Source organism: Serratia sp. CY40230, assembly GCF_052168835.1.
Lineage (GTDB): Bacteria > Pseudomonadota > Gammaproteobacteria > Enterobacterales > Enterobacteriaceae > Serratia > Serratia nematodiphila.
In genome coordinates this window covers 1-23708 of sequence record NZ_JBJNLX010000010.1, presented here as the reverse complement: position 1 = coordinate 23708, position 23708 = coordinate 1, and the positions used below count along the sequence as shown (strand labels likewise).

The window sequence follows — 23708 nt, the reverse complement described above, 5'->3', positions numbered from 1 at the left end:
CCATTGTACATTATTCTGCCCGGCACAGCGCCACGGTGTCCTCAATCAAGCGGCGCGCCACGGTGCCGGGCGGCGGCAACAGCGGCAGTTGGTCGTAACGATACCAGCCGGCATTGAGCAGCTCCTTGGGATCGTGACGAATCTCACCCTGGTGGTAATCGGCCATAAAGGCCATCATCAGCGAGTGCGGAAACGGCCAGGGTTGTGACGTGACGTAGCGCAGGTTCTTGATTTCAATATTGCTCTCTTCCATCACTTCGCGCGCCACCGCTTGCTCCAGCGTTTCGCCCACTTCAACGAAACCGGCCAGCACCGTGTGAATGCCGCCGCGATGGCGCACGTGCTGCGCCAGCAGGATCTGATCGTCGCGCCGAATGGCGACGATCACGCAGGGCGCAATCTGCGGATAGTACCGTTCTTTGCAGTGGCCGCAGAGGCAGGCGCTTTCGGTGCGGCTGAGGTGCATCTCATGGCCACAGTAGCCGCAATAGCGATGGGAGCGGTAGAAATCCGCCAACTGCACGCCGCGCCCGGCAAGCTGGAACAGACCACGATCCTGATCCAACAGCTGACGCACCGACCCCATCTCCCGCGGCATCGCCTGGCGCACCAGCCAGACCGGCGCGCCCTCCCACTCACCGATGACGTGCGCCATGTGGCCCTGCAGCCCGAGGGCGGCGGCGCTCCCCGACGGCAATTCACCGTTCGGTAACCAAAGTTTGCTTTCATGGCTGACGATCCACCAGCCGTTTTCATTGCCCGTTAATGCAAGTTCCATATCGTTGTTGCACAACCTCAGCTTCACTGGCACTCTACAAATCGGCTTTGTTACATTTTAATAACTTACCGGTTACTTTTGTTACTTACACGGAGTCAAACATGCTCAACCGTTTGGAAAGGCTGACTCAGCGCGTTGGCGGTAGTAATGAATTAGTTGATCAATGGCTTCAGGCCCGCAAGCAGTTGCTGGTCGCCTACTGCACGCTGGTAGGCCTCAAACCGAATAAAGAAAAGCATACGCCGCTGAATGAAAAAGCGCTGGAGAACTTTTGCCATAACCTGGTGGATTACCTCTCCGCAGGGCATTTTCATATCTATGACAGAATTATCAAACAAGTGGAAGGCGCAGCCAGTCCGAAAATGTCGCTGGCGGTGAACATCTACCCCAAGCTATGGGCCAATACCGAACAGATCATGGCGTTCCACGATCGCTATACCGAAGTGGATATCGATCAGGAGGTTTGTCTGGAATTCCACCAGGCCTTGTCGGATATCGGCGAAACGCTGGCGGCGCGCTTTGCGCTGGAAGATAAGCTGATCCTGCTGGAAGCGGAAGCCACGCAGCAACCGCTGCCGGACCAGGCGCTGGATCCGGCGCGTTAAAATTTTATAGTTTTTTTTCTTATCCCTCCTATACTGGGGGGCATCTTGTCGGAGTGCCTAGCGCCTGATTTGTTCATCGAATCAGCCAGGCTGAGACCGTTAATTCGGGATCCGCGGAACCTGATCGGGTTAATACCCGCGAAGGGAACAAGAGTAATCTATCGCCACAGACACGGCCTTCCCCTTGCGGGTGCCCTGCCTTATCGGCCACCATCATTACTCCCTCCGAGCTCCAGACAAGCAACTTTCCCAACCCAACACACTGGTAGGAACTTGCTATGTCTAACGTTAATCCACCGCGCGCCCGTAAAGCGCAACGCGAAGCCGCCCAGCAGTTTATCGACACCCTGCAAGGCATGGCTTTCCCAAACTCACGCCGCATCTACCTGCAGGGTTCGCGCCGCGATATCCAGGTGCCGATGCGCGAAATTCAGCTCAGCCCGACCCTGGTCGGCGGCAGCAAAGATAGCCCGCAGTATGAACAGAACGAGGCGATCCCGGTGTATGACACCGCCGGCCCGTACGGCGATCCGCAAGCCGAGCTCGACGTGCACGCCGGCCTGGCCAAGCTGCGCGCCGGCTGGATCGACGCACGCGGCGATACCGCCACCCTGAGCGGTGCCAGCTCCGGCTTCACCCAGCAGCGGCTGGCGGACGAAGGTCTCGATCACCTGCGTTTCGAACACCTGCCGCTGCCGCGCAAAGCGCTGCCGGGCAAGTGCGTCACCCAGTTGCACTACGCCCGCGCCGGCATCGTCACCCCGGAGATGGAGTTCATCGCCATCCGCGAAAACATGGGGCGCGAGCGCATTCGCGGCGAGGTGCTGCGCCACCAGCATCCGGGCCAGGGCTGGGGCGCCAACCTGCCGGACAACATCACGCCGGAGTTCGTGCGCCAGGAAGTGGCCGCCGGCCGCGCCATCATTCCCGCCAACATCAATCACCCGGAAGCGGAGCCGATGATTATCGGCCGCAATTTCCTGGTAAAGGTGAACGCCAATATCGGCAACTCGGCGGTCACGTCGTCGATCGAAGAAGAGGTGGAGAAGCTGGTATGGGCCACCCGCTGGGGCGCAGACACCGTGATGGATCTCTCCACCGGCCGCTATATTCACGAAACCCGCGAGTGGATCCTGCGCAACAGCCCGGTGCCCATCGGCACCGTGCCGATCTACCAGGCGCTGGAGAAGGTCAACGGCGTGGCGGAAAACCTCACCTGGGAGATGTTCCGCGATACGCTGCTGGAACAGGCGGAGCAAGGGGTCGACTACTTCACCATCCACGCCGGCGTGCTGCTGCGTTACGTGCCGATGACCGCCAAACGCCTGACCGGCATCGTGTCGCGCGGCGGCTCGATCATGGCCAAATGGTGTCTGTCGCACCATCAGGAAAACTTCCTCTATCAGCATTTCCGCGAAATCTGTGAGATCTGCGCCGCCTACGACGTTTCGCTGTCGCTCGGCGACGGCCTGCGCCCCGGCTCAATTCAGGACGCCAACGACGAAGCCCAGTTCGCCGAACTGCATACGCTGGGCGAGCTGACCAAAATCGCCTGGGAATACGACGTGCAGGTGATGATCGAGGGCCCAGGCCACGTGCCGATGCAGATGATCCGCCGCAACATGACCGAAGAGCTGGAACACTGCCACGAAGCGCCATTCTACACCCTCGGCCCGCTGACCACCGATATCGCCCCGGGCTATGACCATTTCACCTCCGGCATCGGCGCGGCGATGATCGGCTGGTTCGGCTGCGCCATGCTGTGTTACGTCACGCCGAAAGAGCACCTCGGCCTGCCGAACAAAGAGGACGTCAAACAGGGCCTGATCACCTACAAGATCGCCGCTCACGCCGCCGATCTGGCCAAAGGCCATCCGGGCGCGCAGATCCGCGATAACGCCATGTCCAAGGCGCGTTTCGAATTCCGCTGGGAAGATCAGTTCAATCTGGCGCTCGATCCGGCCACCGCGCGCGCCTATCACGACGAAACCCTGCCGCAGGAATCCGGCAAGATCGCCCACTTCTGCTCGATGTGCGGACCAAAATTCTGCTCGATGAAGATTTCGCAGGAGGTGCGCGACTACGCCGCCGCCCAAGAGGCCGCCAAACCGATCGAGGTGCAGCTGACCGGTATGGAGAAAATGTCCGCCGAGTTCCGCGCCCGCGGCAGCGAGCTGTATCACAGCGCCGGCAATTTGCAGGAGGAGACCAGCAATGACTGATATCACGACCCCCTTCCCGGCGACGCCCCACAAACTGGGGCTTTACCCGGTCGTCGACAGCGTGGAATGGATCGCTCGTCTGCTGGAAGCCGGCGTCACCACGATCCAGCTGCGCATCAAGGATCTGCCGGATGAGCAGGTCGAAGAGGATATCGCTGCCGCCATCGCGCTGGGCCGGCGTTATCAGGCGCGGCTGTTCATCAACGACTACTGGCGGCTGGCGATCAAGCACTGCGCCTACGGCGTACATCTGGGCCAGGAAGATCTCGATACCACCGATCTGGCGGCCATTCACCGCGCCGGGCTGCGGCTCGGCGTTTCCACCCATGACGACGCCGAACTGGCGCGCGCGCTGGCGGTGAAACCGTCCTACATCGCGTTGGGGCACATCTTCCCCACCCAAACCAAAGACATGCCTTCGGCGCCGCAGGGGCTGACGGAGTTGAAACGCCACATCGCCGGCCTGGCGGATTACCCAACGGTGGCGATCGGCGGGATCAGTATCGATCGCGTACCGGCGGTGCTGGCGTGCGGCGTCGGCAGCGTGGCGGTGGTCAGCGCCATCACCCAGGCGCCGGACTGGCGCGCGGCGACGGCCGAGCTGCTGCGGCTAATCGAAGGCGAGGATCCGAACGATGCTTAACGATCAGGAATTCCTGCGCTACAGCCGCCAGCTGCTGCTGGAGGACGTCGGCCCGGAAGGCCAGGAGAAACTCAAGCGCGCCACGGTGCTGATCGTCGGTTTAGGTGGGCTCGGTTCCCCGGCTTCGCTGTATCTGGCCGCCGCCGGCGTCGGCACGCTGCTGCTGGCCGACGACGACCAGCTGCACGTCACCAACCTGCAGCGGCAAATCCTCTACCGCAGCGCCGATACCGCCACCGGCAAGGCGGCGCTGGCGCAACGCCACCTGCAGGCGCTGAACCCGTTGGTGGAATCCATCCCGCTGGCGCAGCGGCTGCAAGGGCAAGCGCTGCGCGACGCGGTCGCCCGCGCCGATCTGGTGCTGGACTGCTGCGACAATATGGCGACCCGCCATGAGGTCAATGCCGCCTGCATCGCCGCCGCCAAGCCGCTGATCAGCGGCAGCGCGGTCGGCTTCAGCGGCCAGCTGCTGGTGCTCGAGCCGCCCTATGCGCACGGCTGCTACGCCTGCCTGTACCCGGAACAGGAAGAGCCGCAGCGCAACTGCCGCACCGCCGGGGTACTCGGCCCGGTGGTGGGCGTGATCGGCACCCTGCAAGCGCTGGAGGCCATCAAGATGCTGGCCGGCATGCCATCTTCCCTCAGCGGTAAACTGCGGCTGTTCGACGGCAAGCAGCAGAGCTGGAGCACGCTGCAACTGAGCCAGGCCCGTGCCTGCCCGGTATGCGGAGGCGCGGCATGAAGATCCGTTTAAACGACCAACCGCTGGAGCTGGCGCAGCCGCTCAGCGTCGCCGCCCTGCTGGCCCAGCTGGAACGCCACCAGCCGGGCACCGCGCTGGCGATCAACCAAACCATCATCCCGCGCGCCGACTGGGCCGACCATCAGGTGCAGGACGGTGACGACATTTTGCTGTTTCAAGCGATCGCCGGAGGCTGACATGCTGAAAATCGCCGATACCACTTTTACCTCACGCCTGTTCACCGGCACCGGCAAGTTCGCCACCCCGGTGCTGATGCTGGAGGCGCTGGCGGCCTCCGGTTCGCAGCTGGTGACCATGGCCATGAAGCGCGTCGATCTGCGCGGCGGCAACGACGCCATTTTGGCGCCGCTGCAGCAGCTGGGCGTCAGGCTGTTGCCCAACACCTCCGGCGCCAAAACGGCCGCCGAAGCGGTATTCGCCGCCCGGCTGGCGCGTGAAGCGCTCGGCACCCGCTGGGTGAAGCTGGAGATCCACCCCGATGTGAAATACCTGCTGCCGGATCCGATAGAAACGCTGAAGGCGGCGGAAACGCTGGTGAAAGACGGTTTTGTGGTGCTGCCCTACTGCGGCGCCGATCCGGTGCTGTGCAAACGGCTGGAAGAGGCGGGCTGCGCGGCGGTGATGCCGCTCGGCGCCCCTATCGGTTCCAACCGCGGTCTGCGCACCCGCGACTTCCTCGAGATCATCATCGAACAGGCCAAGGTGCCGGTGGTGGTTGACGCCGGTATCGGCGCGCCGAGCCACGCGCTGGAAGCGATGGAGCTGGGCGCCGACGCGGTGCTGGTGAATACCGCCATCGCCGTGGCGCGCGATCCGGTGCAAATGGCGCGGGCGTTTCGCCTGGCGCTGGAGGCCGGCGAATTGGCGCGCAGCGCCGGGTTAGGCGCGAGCCAGCGCGGCGCGGTCGCCTCGAGCCCGCTGACCGCCTTCCTCAGCCAGCCAGAGGAGGCGCAGTGATGGCCGACGATTTCAGTAGCCGCTGGCAACAGCTGGATTGGGACGACATTACGCTGCGCATCAACGGCAAAACCGCGCGCGACGTGGAACGCGCATTGAACGCCGACAAGCTGACGCGCGACGACTTTATGGCGCTGATCTCCCCCGCCGCCGCGCCGTATCTGGAACCGCTGGCGCAGCGCGCGCAGCAGCTGACCCGTCAGCGATTCGGCAACGTCGTCAGCTTCTATGTGCCGCTGTACCTCTCTAACCTGTGCGCCAACGACTGTACCTACTGCGGCTTTTCGATGAACAACCGCATCAAGCGCAAAACGCTGGATGCGGCGGAGATCGCACGCGAGTGTGAAGCCATCCAGGCGCTGGGGTTCGAACATCTGTTGCTGGTCACCGGCGAGCATCAGACCAAGGTCGGCATGGACTATTTCCGCCAGCACATCCCGGCGATCCGCCGACACTTCAGTTCGCTGATGATGGAAGTGCAGCCGTTGGCGCAGGAGGAATACGCCGAACTGAAAACGCTGGGTCTGGACGGCGTGCTGGTGTACCAGGAAACCTACCATCCGGCCACCTATCTGCAGCATCACCTGCGCGGCCAGAAGCAGGATTTCCATTGGCGCCTGGCCACGCCGGATCGCCTGGGACGCGCTGGGATCGACAAGATCGGCCTCGGTGCGTTGATCGGCCTGTCCAACAGTTGGCGCACCGACTGCTACCTGCTGGCGGAACATCTGTTTTACCTGCAGCAAACCTACTGGCAGAGCCGCTACTCGATCTCGTTCCCGCGCCTGCGCCCCTGCGCCGGCGGCATTGAACCGGCGTCGATCATGAGCGAGCCTCAGCTGGTGCAGCTGATCTGCGCCTTCCGGCTGTTCGCGCCGGACGTTGAGCTGTCGCTGTCTACGCGTGAGTCGCCGTACTTCCGCGATCATATGATCCCGGTGGCGATCAACAGCGTCAGCGCCGGATCCAAGACGCAGCCCGGCGGCTATGCCGATGACGTGCCGCCGGAGCTGGAACAGTTCGAACCGCACGACGGCCGCACGCCGCAGCAGGTCGCCGAGGCCATCAGCAACGCCGGGCTGCAGCCGGTGTGGAAAGACTGGGACGGTTATCTGGGACGCGGTGCGCAATAAGCGGCAACGTTTACCGCCGCGTGAAGAAAACGCTGGAGCGGCCGCGCAATGCCGAACGGTGGCGCTGGCGCCGGCAGGCCCGCCGATTATAGTGACCTTGCCGGCCGCCAAACCCGGCGCCGGCCGGGGCCGTTTCCCTCTCGATGGCCCCGCCTTATCCCACTCCGGATCGCGCCGGAGATTCTCTTGCGCGACTCCGGGCCCTCTCCGCAGCAACGCGCATATGGCGTATCGCGGCCTGTAAGGGTGTACGGGCAGGTGCCTTGTCGGCTAAAGGACTGTGGCATAACGGTGCTCGGCACTCACTCAGCGGTGAGACTCATAGGACGCTGTTGCGGCAGAAAAGTGGGGAGAGAGGAAAAAAGAAGGTACAGCGACGAAGAGAGGTTCGAGTAGCCATCCCCGGCGCTGCCAATGGCCCTGGTGTCGGCCGCGGATCTTTTTGCCGCCTGCTCCCTGCTTACGGACAAGAGCAGGCGGTTTATTTTGTGAGACTGGCACCCCCCCAGGACGCGAATCACACAGTATGTGCGCTAATTAACCACATAAACGGCTAAATGTGAATGTCTTTTGAGTGTTTTTTTATTTGTCATCGAGTGTGTTTTGAGTTTGCCAAGGAAAATCAAACTGATATCACCGCAATAACCGAGGCTTCATCTATAATCCAGCACGGGTCCTCACGCAGGTTTTGCAACGCTCGCGGTTAACATCAAAAAAGCCAAGGTTGTCATGAAGAAAACGCCAAATTACATCGATGCAATCAGCGCGTTGCTCACTCTGAAAGGAGTTGGCGACAGAAAACATGCCTCCACGATGGCCAACATACTGAACCTTCAGTACAACAGCGCCAAACAGAAGCTGGATGGCAAAAGGGGCATCACCCTCGATGAAGTCAAAAAGGTTTTCCAGTATTTCAACGAGCCGTTTGCCGGCCAAAGGACACATAACGGCGTGTTTATCATGAACAGCATTCACAAGCGCTGTAACATTGAGGTCGACGAGCGCCCGGTCACGCAAGCGGACAACGACGAAACTTACGCCTACAAAAAGGACGATCTTTTCATCATCAACACCAATCGGGAATATGCAGCCGATGCCCCGCTGTATAAAGTCAACAAGATAGACTTTCTGCCGGCCCCGCGCATCGCGATCCTGGATAATGACGGCGATATTCTCGAACTGTTGAAGAAGATCGCCAGCCGCTACGGCATCGAGGCTGAGACCTTTCAGACGGCGGACGCCATGCTGGCCGCGCTGGAGCAGCAGTCCTTTGAGGCGTTTATTTTGGACTGGCTGTTGGACTTCGGCGAGACTTCCGAACGCGTGGTGAAGAAAATTAAAGACGCCCTCGATCCGCACGCCCGCATCATCATTCTGACCGGCCAGCTGAATCATTACGAGAAAAACATCGGCGATATGATCCTGCACTATGACGTGCACCTGGTGGAAAAACCGACCAAGCCGCTGATTATCTCTTCGCTATTGCTGTCGAACCTATTCTTTAATTAGTTTGACCGGAATGCGGATCAAAAACGATGAGCCAACCCCTTCGACGGATTGGACCTTGATGGTGCCTTTCATCGTCGTGACGTAATTTTTGATAATGGTCAGCCCCAGCCCTAATCCCTGCCGCGTCTCCCTTTCTACCCCCTGATTGAACGCCTTATATAACCGATCCAGATTATCGACGTTAAACCCGATGCCGGTGTCTTTTACCCGCAAATACAGATTGCCGTGACACACCTTCACATTGAGGGCGATCGCGCCGTGGTGGGTAAACTTATCCGCATTGCTGAGCAGGTTGGCCAATATTCGGTAGAGCTTGTATTTATCAGAACCAATCAGGCCGGCATAAGACGAACGATGGATCACGAGGCGATTGCCTCGCCCGGCGCCGATGCCGGTTACGGCATCGTCCACCACCTCATTCAGCCGGAAGGTGGAAATATTGATTTTAACTTCTCCCATCTCAAGCCGAGAATAATCCATCACCTCGCGCGTTTGTTCGGCGATCTTGTTACCGTGATAGGAGATCAGACGGGCTTCTTTTTTCAACTCTTCCTGCGCCAGCTCATGTTCCATGATATCCGCGGCAATGACGATGGCCTGGGTCGAGCCGGCGATCTCGTGGTAGATGGAAGAGATAAAGATGTTCTTGTTCTTGATGATCTCTTTCAACGAGAAGGCGTTTCTCAGCACCAGGAACATCATCAGGAACACTAAAATCAGCGAAAAGAGGGCGAACATCTCGGCTTTACTCGAGTTGTCCTGGATGATGCCTTTCACTTCGGTAAAGTTTTTAATCTGTATCCGATAAATAATTTCCTGGATATCGACCAGCGTACCCTCGATATCATCCATATAAGAGAGAATGTCCGCCTTGTTTTTCAGCCCCACCAGCAAGCCGGCAGAAAGATCGTCCAACGTGCGATACTGCTGCTTCAGCAGCGCAACATTTTTGATGAACTCGTCGTCGTAATAAAAAGAGTCGCTGAAGGTCGAACGGCTCTCCAGGATCTGAATCTTCGAGTAGAAGATTTTCTTTTTGATCTGGAAGGCGTCGTAGTCGTTGTTTTCACTGAGCAACAGCGCGATTTTGGTCCTTTCAAACGCCAGAAACAGGATCTCGGCCACCGAGTAGTTGTCCAGATTGGGCTCGATCTGCTTATAGCGCTCTTTTACGCCGCCGAAGTTAATGGCAATCAACAAAATCAATAAGGAGAAGATGGCAACCAACGCGATAAGAGTACCGATCAGTTTTTTGCTCATCTTATTTCAGCTCCAACCGTTTCACTTGCCAGACGGTTTTCGCATTCACATCCAGGTTATTCAGTTCGGCATAGCCATCGCGCGGATAAATAATGGCGAACGGCCCCAGCTCACCAACGTCGATCGGCTTGCCGCCGCGCTGGTAGGCGACGATCACACGGTATTTAATCATCTCGTCAATCGGCATCGAATAGGAGTAATCATCCCAGGCGAAAGCGCGCACCGACTGGCCTTTCAGGTGGTAGGCTTTCACTAACTCCGCAAACTCAACGCCGGTGAACGTATCTTCCGGGGTGAAATTGGTCGAGGTTTTAATCGTGTGCTGCGGCATCGCCTCCAGCATCTGCCGGGTTATCTTGATCTTCTCACCATCGAGCGGTTTCAGGTAAAAATAGTCAACGGCCGCATACAGCGGTGCACTGAACAGCGAAAGCAGCAGTAACGTCATCAATCCTTTGATTGTCATTATTCACCCTCTTTGCGTTTCACCAGTTCGGCCTGGCCGAACTCATCCTGCCCGACCACGGCCCAGCCGTGATGTTGATAAAAGCCTTCGGCTTTGGAGCCCGGATCGGTGGTTAAGTGGATCGCTTCGGCGCCGCGCTCAAACATCCAGGCGGTGACTCGCGCCAACAAGGCGGAGCCGATCCCCTTCGACTGGTATTCCGGCTTCACGAACAGGCCGCCGATCAGCGGTTCAGGGATGAATAGCCCGAAGCCAACGCCGGCATAGTCGTCGCCATGCTTGCAGATCCAGCCGCCGCCCTGGTTGATGTCCTCCAGCGCCTGCCTGCGCTGCAGATACTGGATCTGATGCGGATGCAGCAGGTTTTCTTCAACGGAAAAGCGGATCTCATACAGGTAAGGCAGGTGTTGCGCCGTCAATTTTTCGAAGGTAATGAGGCTGTCCATGTTCGCACTGTCCTTGGTTGTCTGGTAAAAGCGCCGGTCAATTTCTGCTGTAACCATAGTAGCAAAGTTTGCTCTGCCCCGGCATGAGGCGAAAAAAAACCGCCCCCGAGGGAGCGGTTTATCTGGCAATGGGCCCGGCATGCCGGGCCCGCGGCGCGGATGACGATTACTCGTCGTCGCTGCCGCCCAGGCCTGCGTTGAGCAGCTCGGCCAGGTTAGCCGTCGCTTCTTCCGCGCTGACTTGCGGAACAACCGGCGCTTCACCCTGAGCACGGCGACGCATGCGATCCTGATGATAAGCGTAACCGGTACCGGCTGGGATCAGACGGCCCACGATGACGTTCTCTTTCAGGCCACGCAGTTCATCACGCTTGCCGGCTACGGCAGCTTCGGTCAGAACGCGCGTCGTTTCCTGGAACGATGCGGCGGAGATGAAGGACTCGGTCGCCAAGGATGCCTTGGTGATACCCAGCAGATCGCGCGAGAAGGTTGCCGCGATTTTACCTTCAGCTTCCAGCTGACGGTTGGCAATCTTGACGCGAGACACTTCAGCCTGCTCGCCTTCCAGGAACTCGGAGCCACCAGCGCTAACGATGGTGCCTTTACGCAGCATCTGACGAACGATAACTTCGATGTGCTTATCGTTAATCTTAACGCCTTGCAGACGGTAAACTTCCTGCACTTCGTTGGTGATGTAGCGGGTAACCGCATGCACGCCACGCAGACGCAGAATGTCGTGCGGAGACTCTGGGCCGTCGGAAACGACGTCGCCACGTTCCACCACTTCGCCTTCGAACACGTTGAGCTGACGCCATTTCGGAATCATCTCTTCGTAAGCGTCGCTGCCGTCCAGCGGAGAGATCACCAGGCGACGTTTGCCTTTGGTCTCTTTACCGAACGAGATAATCCCGCTGATTTCGGCCAGGATTGCCGGCTCTTTCGGACGACGCGCTTCGAACAGGTCGGCAACGCGCGGCAGACCACCGGTAATATCCTTGGTACCGCCAGATTCCTGAGGAATACGCGCCAGGGTATCACCCGCACCGATCTGAATGCCGTCTTCCAGCTGAACGATCGCTTTGCCCGGCAGGAAGTATTGAGCAGGCATATCAGTACCTGGGATCAATACGTCTTCGCCCTGAGCGTCAACGATTTTCAGTGCCGGACGCAGGTCTTTACCGCTACCGGTACGCTCTGCGCTGTCCAGAACGACCAGAGAAGACAAACCGGTCAGTTCGTCGGTCTGACGAGTAATCGTCTGGCCGTCGACCATGTCCGCGAAGCGAATGAAGCCGCTGACTTCACTGATGACCGGCATGGTGTGCGGATCCCAGTTAGCAACGGTTTCGCCGCCGTTAACTTCTTCACCGTCGCCTTTGCCCATCACGGCGCCGTAAGGCACCTTGTAGCTTTCTTTGGTACGGCCGAATTCGTCGATCAGTTTCAGTTCGGTGTTACGCGAGGTGATCACCAGCTTGCCTGCGGCGTTCATAACGAACTTCGCGTTGCTCAGCTTGATGCTACCCTTGTTTTTCACCTGAATGCTGGATTCAGCAGCCGCACGAGATGCCGCACCACCGATGTGGAACGTACGCATCGTCAGCTGTGTACCCGGCTCACCGATGGACTGTGCCGCGATAACGCCGATGGCTTCGCCTTTGTTGATGATGTGGCCACGTGCCAGGTCGCGACCATAGCAGTTAGCACACACACCGAAGTCGGTTTCACAGCTCACCACGGAACGGACTTTAACGCTGTCGACGGAGTTCTCTTCCAACAGGTCACACGCCTTCTCGTTCAGCAGGGTGTTGCGTGGCACCAGAATGTCCGCCGTACCCGGCTTGAGGACGTCTTCTGCCGTCACACGGCCCAGAACGCGTTCACGCAGCGGCTCTTTCACGTCGCCACCTTCGATAACCGGAGTCATCAGGATGCCGTCGTGGGTGCCACAGTCGTCTTCGGTCACCACCAGATCCTGCGCCACGTCAACCAGACGACGGGTCAGATAACCGGAGTTCGCGGTTTTCAGTGCGGTATCCGCCAGACCTTTACGAGCACCGTGGGTGGAGATGAAGTACTGGAGTACGTTCAGACCTTCACGGAAGTTCGCGGTGATTGGCGTTTCGATGATGGAGCCGTCCGGCTTCGCCATCAGACCACGCATACCGGCCAGCTGACGAATCTGAGCGGCGGAACCACGCGCACCGGAGTCGGCCATCATAAAGATGCTGTTGAAGGAAACTTGCTGTTCCACTTCGCCGTCACGGTTAACCACGTCTTCTACCGACAGGTTTTCCATCATCGCTTTCGCAACGCGTTCGTTCGCGGCAGCCCAGATATCGATCACTTTGTTGTAGCGTTCGCCGGCGGTAACCAGACCAGACTGGAACTGCTCCTGGATCTCGGCAACTTCGGTTTCCGCTTCTTCGATGATCTCCGCTTTCTTGGCCGGGATAACCATGTCGTCGATACCTACGGAAGCGCCGGAACGGGCTGCGTAAGCAAAACCGGTGTACATGATCTGGTCAGCAAAGATTACGGTCGGCTTCAGGCCCAGGATGCGGTAACAGGTGTTCAGCATCTTGGAGATCGCTTTCTTGCCCAAAGGCTGGTTAACGATCGCGTACGGCAGACCTTTCGGTACGATCATCCACAGGATGGCGCGGCCGATGGTGGTGTCGATGATGCTGGTCTGAGAGGTCCACTCGCCTTCGGCGTTCTTGACGTCTTCGGTGATACGCACTTTAACGCGCGCATGCAGAGACGCCAGGCCGGCGCGGTAAACGCGCTCAGCTTCTTTGGAACCGTTCAGCACCATGCCTTCGCCCTTGGCGTTAACACAGTCGCGGGTCATGTAGTACAGACCCAGTACAACGTCCTGAGAAGGAACGATGATTGGCTCGCCGTTCGCTGGGGACAGGATGTTGTTGGTGGACATCATCAGCGCACGCGCTTCCAGCTGGGCTTCCAGCGTCAGCGGTACGTGAACGGCCATCTGGTCACCATCGAAGTCGGCGTTATAGGCCGCACAAACCAGCGGGTGCAGCTGGATCGCTTTACCTTCGATCAGAACCGGTTCAAACGCCTGGATACCCAAACGGTGCAGGGTTGGTGCACGGTTCAGCAGTACCGGGTGTTCGCGGATCACTTCGTCCAGGATATCCCAAACGACGGCTTCTTCACGCTCAACCATTTTCTTGGCGGCTTTGATGGTGGTGGCCAGGCCACGCAGCTCCAACTTGCCGTAGATGAACGGTTTGAACAGCTCCAGCGCCATCTTTTTAGGCAGACCGCACTGATGCAGACGCAGGTATGGACCTACGGTGATTACGGAACGGCCGGAGTAGTCAACGCGTTTACCGAGCAGGTTCTGACGGAAACGACCCTGCTTACCTTTGATCATGTCGGCCAAAGATTTCAGAGGACGTTTGTTGGAACCGGTGATCGCACGACCGCGACGGCCGTTATCCAGCAGGGCGTCTACCGCTTCTTGCAGCATACGCTTTTCGTTGCGCACGATGATGTCAGGCGCAGCCAAATCCAGCAGGCGTTTCAGACGGTTGTTACGGTTGATCACGCGGCGATACAGATCGTTCAGATCCGACGTCGCGAAACGGCCGCCATCCAGCGGAACCAGCGGGCGCAGATCCGGCGGCAGTACCGGCAGCACGGTCAGGATCATCCACTCCGGCTTGTTACCAGACTGTACGAACGCTTCCAGCAGCTTGATACGCTTGGTCAGCTTCTTGCGCTTGGTTTCGGAGTTGGTTTCGTTCAGCTCTTCACGCAGCTGCTCGCACTCGGCTTCCAGATCCATGTTTTTCAACAGGGCCTGAATAGCTTCCGCACCCATCTTGGCGTCGAATTCGTCACCGAACTCTTCCAGCGCGTCCAGATACTGCTCTTCAGTCAGGATCTGACGGCGCTCGAGGTTGGTCATACCGCCTTCGACCACCACATAGGATTCGAAGTACAGTACGCGTTCGATGTCACGCAGCGGCATATCCAGCAGCAAACCGATGCGGGATGGCAGCGATTTCAGGAACCAGATGTGCGCGGTCGGCGAAGCCAGCTCGATGTGGCCCATGCGCTCACGGCGCACTTTGGTCTGGGTCACTTCAACGCCGCACTTCTCACAGATCACGCCGCGGTGTTTCAAGCGCTTGTACTTACCGCACAGGCACTCGTAATCTTTTACCGGCCCGAAGATACGGGCGCAGAAAAGGCCGTCACGCTCTGGTTTGAACGTACGGTAGTTAATGGTTTCCGGCTTCTTAACTTCACCGAACGACCACGAACGGATCATGTCTGGCGAGGCCAGAGCAATCTTGATCGCATCAAACTCTTCGGTCTTAGTTTGCGCTTTCAGAAACTTCAATAAGTCTTTCACGGATTGGCTCCTGTCGGAGTTAAACCTGTTGGGTACCCACAACCGCAGTAGGTACCCGTGTGACCTGAACAACCACCCTCAGGCTCCCTTAGGCGGGGAGCCTGAGCCGGAATGACGATTACTCGTCTTCCAGTTCGATGTTGATGCCGAGCGAGCGGATTTCTTTCAACAGTACGTTGAAGGATTCCGGCATGCCTGGCTCCATCCGGTGGTCGCCATCCACGATGTTTTTGTACATCTTGGTACGGCCGTTAACGTCATCCGACTTAACGGTGAGCATTTCCTGCAGGGTATAAGCCGCGCCGTATGCTTCCAGTGCCCACACTTCCATCTCACCGAAGCGTTGACCACCGAACTGCGCTTTACCACCCAGAGGTTGCTGAGTAACCAAGCTGTAAGAACCGGTTGAACGGGCGTGCATTTTATCGTCAACCAAGTGGTTCAGTTTCAGCATGTACATATAGCCAACAGTAACCTGGCGCTCGAATTGCTCACCGGTACGGCCATCGAACAGCGTGATCTGACCGGAGGTCGGGATACCACCCATTTCCAGCAGCTTCTTGATTTCAGTCTCTTTCGCACCGTCAAACACCGGCGTTGCGATCGGCATACCTTTTTTCAGGTTCTCTGCCAGACGCAGCACTTCGTCGTCGCTGAAGGTGTTCAGGTCAACTTTCTGGCAAACGTCGTCGCCCAGATCGTAGGCCTTCTGGATGAACTCACGCAGCTTGGCCACTTCCTGCTGCTGCTTCAGCATCTGGTTGATCTTCTCACCGATGCCTTTCGCAGCCATACCCAGGTGGGTTTCCAGGATCTGACCGATGTTCATACGTGATGGTACGCCCAGCGGGTTCAGTACGATGTCTACCGGCGTGCCGTTTTCATCGTAAGGCATATCTTCGATCGGGTTGATCTTGGAGATAACACCCTTGTTACCGTGGCGGCCTGCCATCTTGTCACCCGGTTGGATCTGACGTTTAACGGCCAGATAAACCTTGACGATTTTCAGCACGCCCGGCGCCAGATCGTCGCCCTGAGTGATCTTACGACGCTTGGCTTCCAGCTTCTTCTCGAAGTCGGATTTCAGTTCGTCGTACTGCTCAGCCAGCTGCTCCAGCTGGTTTTGCTTCTCTTCGTCGGTCAGGCCCAGTTCCAGCCAGCGATCGCGCGGCAGCTTGCTCAGCTTGTCGGCTTCGATGCCACCGGCAACCAGCACCGCGTGGATACGTGCGAACAGACCGGCTTCCAGGATCTGCAGTTCTTCAGTCAGGTCTTTCTTCGCCTGCTTCAGCTGCATCTCTTCGATTTCCAACGCGCGCTTGTCTTTTTCCACGCCATCGCGGGTGAAGACCTGCACGTCGATAACCGTACCGGAAACGCCGTTCGGCACACGCAGAGAAGAGTCTTTAACGTCAGACGCTTTCTCACCGAAGATCGCACGCAGCAGTTTCTCTTCCGGCGTCAGTTGGGTTTCGCCTTTAGGCGTTACCTTACCGACCAGAATGTCGCCGCCGGTCACTTCAGCACCGATATATACGATACCGGATTCATCCAGTTTGGAGAGCGCAGCTTCACCCACGTTAGGGATGTCGGCGGTGATCTCTTCAGGCCCCAGCTTGGTGTCGCGAGACACGCACGCCAGTTCCTGGATGTGGATGGTGGTGAAGCGATCTTCCTGCACCACGCGCTCGGAGACCAAGATGGAGTCTTCGAAGTTGTAGCCGTTCCAAGGCATGAACGCTACGCGCATGTTCTGGCCCAGTGCCAGCTCGCCCAGGTCTGTCGATGGGCCATCCGCCAGCACGTCGCCGCGCTCGATTGGCTCACCCAGATTCACACACGGCATCTGGTTGATGCAGGTGTTCTGGTTAGAACGGGTGTACTTGGTCAGGTTGTAAATATCGATACCTGCTTCGCCCGGGTACATCTCGTCTTCGTTAACTTTGATAACGATACGGGAAGCATCCACGTACTGGATCACACCGCCGCGTTTGGCAACGGCGGTTACGCCGGAGTCAACCGCTACAGCGCGTTCCATACCGGTACCGACCAGCGGCTTGTCAGCACGCAGGGTTGGTACGGCCTGACGTTGCATGTTCGCACCCATCAATGCACGGTTGGCGTCATCGTGTTCCAGGAATGGAATCAGTGAGGCACCAACGGAAACAACCTGTTGGGTGGATACGTCCATGTAGTCAACCTGGTCGCGGCTGAACAGGCTTGATTCGCCTTTGCTACGACAGGTGACCAGGTCTTCTACGAAGCGGCCTTCTTCATCCAGGTTGGAGTTCGCCTGGGCGATAACGAAGTTGCCTTCTTCAATAGCAGACAGGTAGTTGATCTCATCGGTCACCACGCCGTCGCGCACGCGGCGGTACGGGGTTTCCAGGAAGCCATACTCGTTAGTCTGTGCGTACACGGACAGGGAGTTGATCAGACCGATGTTTGGACCTTCCGGCGTTTCGATTGGACACACGCGGCCGTAGTGGGTCGGGTGTACGTCTCGAACTTCAAAGCCGGCGCGCTCACGAGTCAGACCGCCCGGGCCCAGTGCAGAGATACGACGCTTGTGCGTGATCTCGGACAGCGGGTTGTTCTGGTCCATGAACTGGGACAGCTGGCTGGAGCCGAAGAACTCTTTCACCGCCGCCGAAATCGGCTTGGCGTTGATCATGTCCTGAGGCATCAGGGTATCCAGATCGCCCAGAGACAGACGCTCTTTCACCGCACGCTCAACACGCACCAGACCTACGCGGAACTGGTTCTCGGCCATTTCGCCGACGGAGCGGATACGACGGTTGCCCAAGTGGTCGATATCGTCCACTTCGCCCTTGCCGTTACGGATATCGATGAGCTTCTTCATCACTTCGATGATGTCGTCTTTGCTCAGGATGCCCGAACCTTCGATCTCGTCGCGCAGCAGAGAACGGTTGAACTTCATACGGCCAACCGCGGACAGATCGTAGCGGTCTTCGGAGAAGAACAGGTTCTCGAACAGGCTTTCGGCAGCTTCGCGCGTTGGCGGCTCACCAGGACGCATCATGCGGTAGATTTCTACCAGCGAGCTCAGACGATCGTTGGTCGGATCGACACGCAGCGTTTCAGAGATGTACGCGCCGTGATCCAGATCGTTGGTGAACAGCGTTTCGATACGCTTGTGGCCGGACTGGCTCAGCTTGGCCAACAGATCCAGCGACAGCTCCATGTTGGCTGCGCAGATCAGTTCGCCGGTATTGGTATCGATATAGTCTTTCGCGACCACTTTGCCCGCGATGTACTCTACCGGTACTTCAATGCTCTGAATGTCGTCTTTTTCCAGCTGACGGATATGACGAGCGGTGATGCGACGGCCTTTCTCTACGTAGATCTTGCCGTTGGCTTCGATATCGAACGAAGCGGTCTCACCACGCAGGCGCTCAGGCACCAGCTCCATCTGCAGCTTGTTGTCGCGGATTTCGAAGACGATCTTGTCAAAGAACAGGTCGAGGATCTGTTCAGTGGTGTAGTTCAGCGCGCGCAGAATGATGGTCGCAGGCAGTTTGCGGCGACGGTCAATACGCACGAACAGGTTGTCTTTCGGATCGAACTCGAAGTCCAACCATGAACCGCGGTAAGGGATGATACGTGCGTTGTACAGCACTTTACCCGAGGAGTGGGTTTTACCCTTATCGCTGTCGAAGAATACGCCAGGACTACGGTGCAACTGAGATACGATAACCCTCTCAGTACCGTTGATCACAAAGGTGCCGTTTTCGGTCATGAGCGGAATTTCGCCCATGTAGACTTCTTGTTCCTTGATGTCTTTGACCGTACCTTCAGGCGCTTCGCGCTCATAGATAACCAGGCGCAGTTTTACGCGCAGCGGTGCAGAGAACGTCACACCACGGATCTGGCACTCTTTGACGTCGAAGACCGGCTCACCAAGACGGTAGCTAACGTATTGCAGCTCCGAATTGCCACTGTAGCTCTGGATAGGGAAAACAGAACGGAATGCGGCTTCAAGGCCGTACTGCCCTTCTGGATCTTGCTCGATAAACTTCTGGAACGAGTCAAGCTGGATAGAAAGGAGATATGGTATGTCCAGCACTTGTGGACGTTTACCAAAATCCTTACGAATACGTTTTTTCTCGGTATAGGAGTAAACCATAGGGTTCCTCAGCTCGCTGATCAGTGACCCAATCTGTCCGTCCGATTAGGGACAGTTCATGCAACACCGTTTTGTCGACCGGAAAGCGGGAACACTTTCCGCAATGTCTCTTGCTATCACGCTTAAACCATTTCATCGCGCCTTCCCCCAGAACTCCTGGTAGTGCAAAGACCGCGGTATATTAAGTCGTCAATAGAAACAAACATTGGGAGGCGAAACCAGCAGCCAAACAGTGTGAAACGCTACTGGCGCCCTACAGCGCAAAAAGGCTGGTGACTAAAAAGTCACCAGCCATCAGCCTAAAAGACTAGGCTGCAACCGGAAAGGTTGGCTTATTTAACTTCAACTTCTGCGCCAGCTTCTTCCAGAGATTTTTTCAGAGCTTCTGCGTCATCTTTGCTCACGCCTTCTTTCAGAGCGGCTGGAGCAGATTCAACCAGGTCTTTAGCTTCTTTCAGACCCAGGCCGGTAGCGCCACGTACTGCTTTGATAACAGCAACTTTGTTAGCGCCTGCAGCTTTCAGGATAACGTCGAATTCAGTTTTCTCTTCAGCAGCTTCAGCTGGGCCAGCAGCTACAGCTACAGCAGCAGCAGCAGAAACGCCGAATTTTTCTTCCATAGCGGAAACCAGTTCAACAACGTCCATTACGGACATAGCGGCAACTGCTTCCAGGATTTGGTCTTTAGTGATAGACATAACAATTGTTCCTAAAATTCAGAAATAGTTTAAATACGTTAGCAAAGGCTAAGAAAGAGTGGCTTACGCCGCTTCTTTCTGATCGCGTACTGCAGCCAGAGTGCGAACCAGTTTGCCGGCAGCGGCTTCTTTCATGGTTGCCATCAGGCGTGCGATCGCTTCTTCGTAAGTTGGCAGCGTCGCCAGGCGGTCGATTTGCGCCGCTGGGATCAGCTCACCTTCAAAGGCCGCAGCTTTAACCTCGAATTTTGCATTCGCTTTCGCGAACTCTTTGAACAGACGAGCAGCAGCGCCCGGGTGTTCGTGAGAGAATGCAATCAAGGTTGGACCGACAAACGTGTCTTTCAGGCATTCGAATGGAGTGCCTTCAACTACGCGACGCATCAGGGTGTTGCGAACAACACGCATGTAAACGCCAGCTTCACGACCTGCTTTACGCAGTTCAGTCATTTTATCTACGGTAACGCCGCGGGAATCCGCAACAACCGCAGACAGCGCGCCTTTGGCTACTTCGCTGACTTCAGCAACAATCGCTTGTTTGTCTTGAAGATTTAATGCCATTAGCTTTTTGCTCCTGGATTAGCCGGGGAAAATCCCCCGGAACTCACTTCACTCGGCGCTTTGTAAAACGCCACGCCGAGCGGCTTAACACGGTGAGCAGAATCCAGCAAAGACATTCTTTTATAAAAAAGAAAAATTTTCTTAGGCTCTGTCACCGTCTACGCAGGAAGGATTAAGTATCTCGCGATACACCTGCGGTCTTGGACGGAGGCCTGGATAGGCCAGGCTCCAACCGAAAAATCTTTGTTTTGCCTACGGCATAGCCAATAGCAAAACCTTGGGGCATAAGATTCTAGACAAATCTCGGCCCCAAGTCAAAGCGATAATCGCAAGTGCGATTAGTTCGCTGCGGCAGACAGACCGCTCTGATCGATAGCAACGCCAGCACCCATGGTGGTGGAGAGGCTAACTTTCTTGATGTACATGCCTTTCGCCTGAGAAGGTTTTGCTTTTTTCAGCGCAACCAGCAGGGCTTCCAGGTTTTCTTTCAGTTTGTCTGCGTCGAAATCAACCTTACCGATGGTGGTATGGATGATGCCGTTTTTGTCGTTACGGTAGCGAACCTGACCTGCTTTAGCGTTTTTCACAGCTTCAGCAACGTTCGGAGTAACGGTACCCACTTTCGGGTTTGGCATCAGGCCACGTGGACCCAGGATCTGGCCCAGTTGACCAACAACGCGCATTGCATCCGGGGAAGCAATAACAACGTCGAAGTTCATTTCGCCTTTCTTGATCTGCTCAGCCAGATCGTCCATACCTACCAGCTCTGCGCCTGCAGCTTTCGCAGCTTCAGCGTTAGCGCCTTGGGTAAATACGGCAACGCGAACGGAACGACCGGTGCCGTGTGGCAGAACGGTAGCGCCACGAACGTTTTGGTCAGATTTACGAGCGTCGATGCCGAGGTTAACGGCAACGTCAACGCTTTCTACGAATTTAGCGGTGGCCAGCTCTTTCAGCAGAGCAACAGCTTCAGTGATGTCATACTGTTTAGTAGCATCAACTTTGTCACGGATCACGCGCATGCGCTTGGTCAGCTTAGCCATCTCTTAATCCTCCACTACCAGGCCCATGGAACGAGCGGTACCTTCGATGGAGCGAGTCATCGCTTCAACGTCAGAACCAGTCATGTCCGCAGCTTTGGTTTCTGCGATTTCACGTACCTGAGCACGGGTCACTTTACCTACTTTGTCTTTGTTCGGCTTACCGGAACCAGACTTGATACCAGCCGCTTTTTTCAGCAGAACTGCTGCTGGCGGGGTTTTGGTAACGAAAGTGAAGGAGCGATCAGAATAAACGGTGATAACAACCGGAATCGGCAGACCTTTTTCAATGCTGTCAGTCTTAGCATTGAACGCCTTACAGAATTCCATGATGTTAACGCCCTGCTGACCCAGAGCTGGACCCACTGGTGGGCTCGGGTTAGCCATACCAGCTGCAACTTGCAGCTTAACGTAGGCTTGTACTTTCTTAGCCATTTAAATTTCCTCGGTTTGGGTAGTATCGCCTCGTGAGAGGCTCCCCGTGTTTAACCTCGCCGGACAAACATCAGGCAAGGCATCTAAAAACAAAAGGCGCGAAATTGTAGTTCAATTTCGCGCCTTTGACAAGCGGCAACAGGCCGCTTACTGCTGATTATTCGATCAGCCTTTTTCAACCTGGCTGAAGTCCAGTTCCACCGGCGTTGCACGGCCGAAGATGGAAACGGAAACTTTCAGGCGGCTCTTCTCGTAATCGACTTCTTCGACCACGCCGTTGAAATCGGCAAACGGGCCGTCGTTGACGCGCACCAGCTCGCCCGGCTCGAACAGCGTTTTCGGACGCGGCTTGTCACCAACCTGCTGCAGGCGGTTCATGATCGCATCAACTTCTTTATCGCTGATCGGCGCTGGACGGTCAGACGTACCGCCGATGAACCCCATGACGCGCGGTACGCTGCGCACCAGGTGCCAGCTGGCGTCATTCATCACCATCTGCACCAGCACATAGCCAGGGAAGAACTTACGCTCGCTCTTGCGACGCTGGCCGCCACGGATTTCAACCACTTCTTCCGTAGGCACCATCACTTCGCCGAACAGCTCTTCCATATCGTGCAGTTTGATGTGTTCACGCAGCGATTGCGCTACGCGACCTTCAAAACCGGAAAACGCCTGAACGACGTACCAACGTTTTTTTGGAGCTTCAGACATTTTAGAACCTCAGGCCAGTAATAAACGACACCAGACGGACCAGAATACCATCCAGTCCCCACAGAATCAGTGACATCACGGCGGTTACCGCGGCAACGATCAACGTGGTGTGTAGCGTTTCCTGACGAGTTGGCCAAATCACTTTACGTACTTCGGTACGCGCTTCACGGGCAAACGCAACGGTGGCTTTGCCTTTGGTGGTCATCAGAGCCACTGCACCTGCAACGGCGATGATCAGCACAACTGCCAGCGCGCGCAATGGCAGGCTTAAATCACGGTAGTAATAGTTACCGACAATAGCCACAACCAACAGAACGGCGACGATCAGCCACTTTGCCGCTTCCAGGCCGCGTCCGCTCCCTTGAGCCTCGGTATTCGCACTCATAAACCAACCTGTCACAATGATGATTCAGAACAAACAACTTTGCCTCGCATTGCGAGGCAAACCAAACCGATCGGATACCGCACTAGCGATACCCCGGTGTTTTACGCCATGACGTATTCAGTCAATACGGTTTAAGAGCCCATCTCACCAATGATTATGACTGCAAAATCGCTGATGAGATAGGTTCTAGTTCACAGCGTAGAAAAAGGGCATCAAATGATGCCCTTTTACCGCGTGTCGCGTCAAACTTTATCAGCGATTAAGCGATAACTTTAGCAACAACGCCTGCGCCAACGGTACGGCCGCCTTCACGGATTGCGAAACGCAGACCGTCGTCCATCGCGATTGGGTGAATCAGGGTTACAACCATGTTCACGTTGTCGCCTGGCATTACCATCTCTACGCCTTCTGGCAGTTCGATGGTACCGGTCACGTCAGTGGTACGGAAGTAGAACTGTGGACGGTAGCCTTTGAAGAATGGCGTGTGACGACCACCTTCATCTTTGCTCAGGATGTACACTTCAGATTCGAACTGGGTGTGTGGCTTGATGGAGCCTGG

20 protein-coding genes, 1 pseudogene and 1 riboswitch are annotated in these 23708 nt (G+C 56.8%); of the genes and pseudogenes, 8 read left to right on the top strand and 13 right to left on the bottom strand.

Annotation, left to right across the window (positions count from 1 at the left end; translation table 11 throughout):
* Window positions 1–10 precede the first annotated feature (10 nt).
* The gene (gene nudC, locus ACJ8IJ_RS23550) at window positions 11–778 is read right to left on the bottom strand and encodes an NAD(+) diphosphatase (protein WP_442518965.1); all 768 of its coding nucleotides are present in this window, start codon (window positions 776–778) and stop codon (window positions 11–13) included.
* A 101-nt stretch (window positions 779–879) separates the two neighbouring features.
* On the opposite strand from nudC, the gene ACJ8IJ_RS23545 reads away from it, so the two are divergent.
* The 8 genes from ACJ8IJ_RS23545 to ACJ8IJ_RS23510 all read left to right on the top strand — a co-directional run bounded on the left by ACJ8IJ_RS23545 (window position 880) and on the right by ACJ8IJ_RS23510 (window position 8610).
* Window positions 880–1383 carry an Rsd/AlgQ family anti-sigma factor gene (locus ACJ8IJ_RS23545; RefSeq protein WP_004929879.1) on the top strand — a complete coding sequence of 168 codons (504 nt, stop codon included), beginning with the start codon at window positions 880–882 and terminating at the stop codon, window positions 1381–1383.
* Between the two features lie 39 nt (window positions 1384–1422).
* Window positions 1423–1547, top strand: a riboswitch (TPP riboswitch).
* A gap of 114 nt (window positions 1548–1661) precedes the next feature.
* Window positions 1662–3605 (top strand): phosphomethylpyrimidine synthase ThiC, encoded by a 1944-nt coding sequence (gene thiC / locus ACJ8IJ_RS23540; RefSeq protein WP_046688072.1) that lies wholly within the window; start codon window positions 1662–1664, stop codon window positions 3603–3605.
* Entirely contained in the window at window positions 3598–4248 is a 651-nt protein-coding gene (thiE, locus tag ACJ8IJ_RS23535) for a thiamine phosphate synthase (protein WP_049188097.1), read from the top strand. Before thiC ends, thiE begins: the two co-directional genes overlap by 8 nt.
* Window positions 4241–4990: a HesA/MoeB/ThiF family protein gene (locus tag ACJ8IJ_RS23530; protein ID WP_004929883.1), complete on the top strand. Its 750-nt coding sequence runs from the start codon at window positions 4241–4243 to the stop codon at window positions 4988–4990. The genes thiE and ACJ8IJ_RS23530 overlap by 8 nt, the downstream gene beginning before the upstream one ends.
* Window positions 4987–5187, top strand: a complete 201-nt coding sequence (gene thiS, locus ACJ8IJ_RS23525) for a sulfur carrier protein ThiS (RefSeq protein ID WP_004929884.1) — start codon at window positions 4987–4989, stop codon at window positions 5185–5187. Before ACJ8IJ_RS23530 ends, thiS begins: the two co-directional genes overlap by 4 nt.
* Window position 5188: 1 nt before the next feature.
* Window positions 5189–5968: a thiazole synthase gene (locus ACJ8IJ_RS23520; protein ID WP_442518964.1), complete on the top strand. Its 780-nt coding sequence runs from the start codon at window positions 5189–5191 to the stop codon at window positions 5966–5968.
* Window positions 5968–7101, top strand: a complete 1134-nt coding sequence (gene thiH / locus ACJ8IJ_RS23515) for a 2-iminoacetate synthase ThiH (protein WP_442518963.1) — start codon at window positions 5968–5970, stop codon at window positions 7099–7101. Before ACJ8IJ_RS23520 ends, thiH begins: the two co-directional genes overlap by 1 nt.
* A gap of 729 nt (window positions 7102–7830) precedes the next feature.
* On the top strand, window positions 7831–8610 hold the full coding sequence (locus ACJ8IJ_RS23510) for a helix-turn-helix domain-containing protein (protein ID WP_033631531.1): 780 nt from the start codon (window positions 7831–7833) through the stop codon (window positions 8608–8610).
* Here ACJ8IJ_RS23510 and ACJ8IJ_RS23505 read toward each other — a convergent pair.
* From ACJ8IJ_RS23505 to tuf, 12 genes and pseudogenes are all read right to left on the bottom strand, one after another.
* Complete coding sequence (locus ACJ8IJ_RS23505) at window positions 8596–9870, bottom strand: sensor histidine kinase (protein ID WP_442518962.1); 1275 nt, start codon at window positions 9868–9870, stop codon at window positions 8596–8598. The genes ACJ8IJ_RS23510 and ACJ8IJ_RS23505 overlap by 15 nt on opposite strands.
* Window position 9871: 1 nt before the next feature.
* Window positions 9872–10336, bottom strand: coding sequence for a hypothetical protein (locus ACJ8IJ_RS23500; protein WP_004929895.1), 465 nt, complete (start codon window positions 10334–10336; stop codon window positions 9872–9874).
* Window positions 10336–10782, bottom strand: a complete 447-nt coding sequence (locus ACJ8IJ_RS23495; protein ID WP_016929429.1) for a GNAT family N-acetyltransferase — start codon at window positions 10780–10782, stop codon at window positions 10336–10338. Before ACJ8IJ_RS23495 ends, ACJ8IJ_RS23500 begins: the two co-directional genes overlap by 1 nt.
* A 166-nt stretch (window positions 10783–10948) precedes the next feature.
* Window positions 10949–15172 (bottom strand): DNA-directed RNA polymerase subunit beta', encoded by a 4224-nt coding sequence (gene rpoC, locus ACJ8IJ_RS23490; protein ID WP_004929899.1) that lies wholly within the window; start codon window positions 15170–15172, stop codon window positions 10949–10951.
* 118 nt (window positions 15173–15290) lie between these two features.
* On the bottom strand, window positions 15291–19319 hold the full coding sequence (gene rpoB, locus ACJ8IJ_RS23485; protein WP_004929900.1) for a DNA-directed RNA polymerase subunit beta: 4029 nt from the start codon (window positions 19317–19319) through the stop codon (window positions 15291–15293).
* A 332-nt stretch (window positions 19320–19651) separates the two neighbouring features.
* Window positions 19652–20017 (bottom strand): 50S ribosomal protein L7/L12, encoded by a 366-nt coding sequence (gene rplL, locus ACJ8IJ_RS23480; RefSeq protein ID WP_004929903.1) that lies wholly within the window; start codon window positions 20015–20017, stop codon window positions 19652–19654.
* Between the two features lie 63 nt (window positions 20018–20080).
* Window positions 20081–20578 (bottom strand): 50S ribosomal protein L10, encoded by a 498-nt coding sequence (gene rplJ, locus ACJ8IJ_RS23475; RefSeq protein WP_004929905.1) that lies wholly within the window; start codon window positions 20576–20578, stop codon window positions 20081–20083.
* A 338-nt stretch (window positions 20579–20916) separates the two neighbouring features.
* Window positions 20917–21621 carry a 50S ribosomal protein L1 gene (gene rplA, locus ACJ8IJ_RS23470; protein WP_004929908.1) on the bottom strand — a complete coding sequence of 235 codons (705 nt, stop codon included), beginning with the start codon at window positions 21619–21621 and terminating at the stop codon, window positions 20917–20919.
* Window positions 21622–21624: 3 nt separating this feature from the next.
* A complete protein-coding gene (gene rplK, locus ACJ8IJ_RS23465) occupies window positions 21625–22053 on the bottom strand; it encodes a 50S ribosomal protein L11 (protein WP_004929911.1) in 429 nt (142 codons plus the stop codon).
* Window positions 22054–22218: 165 nt separating this feature from the next.
* A complete protein-coding gene (gene nusG / locus ACJ8IJ_RS23460) occupies window positions 22219–22764 on the bottom strand; it encodes a transcription termination/antitermination protein NusG (RefSeq protein WP_004929914.1) in 546 nt (181 codons plus the stop codon).
* Between the two features lies 1 nt (window position 22765).
* A complete protein-coding gene (gene secE / locus ACJ8IJ_RS23455; protein WP_004929916.1) occupies window positions 22766–23149 on the bottom strand; it encodes a preprotein translocase subunit SecE in 384 nt (127 codons plus the stop codon).
* Between the two features lie 259 nt (window positions 23150–23408).
* Window positions 23409–23708: pseudogene (gene tuf, locus ACJ8IJ_RS23450) on the bottom strand (elongation factor Tu); the annotation flags it as partial.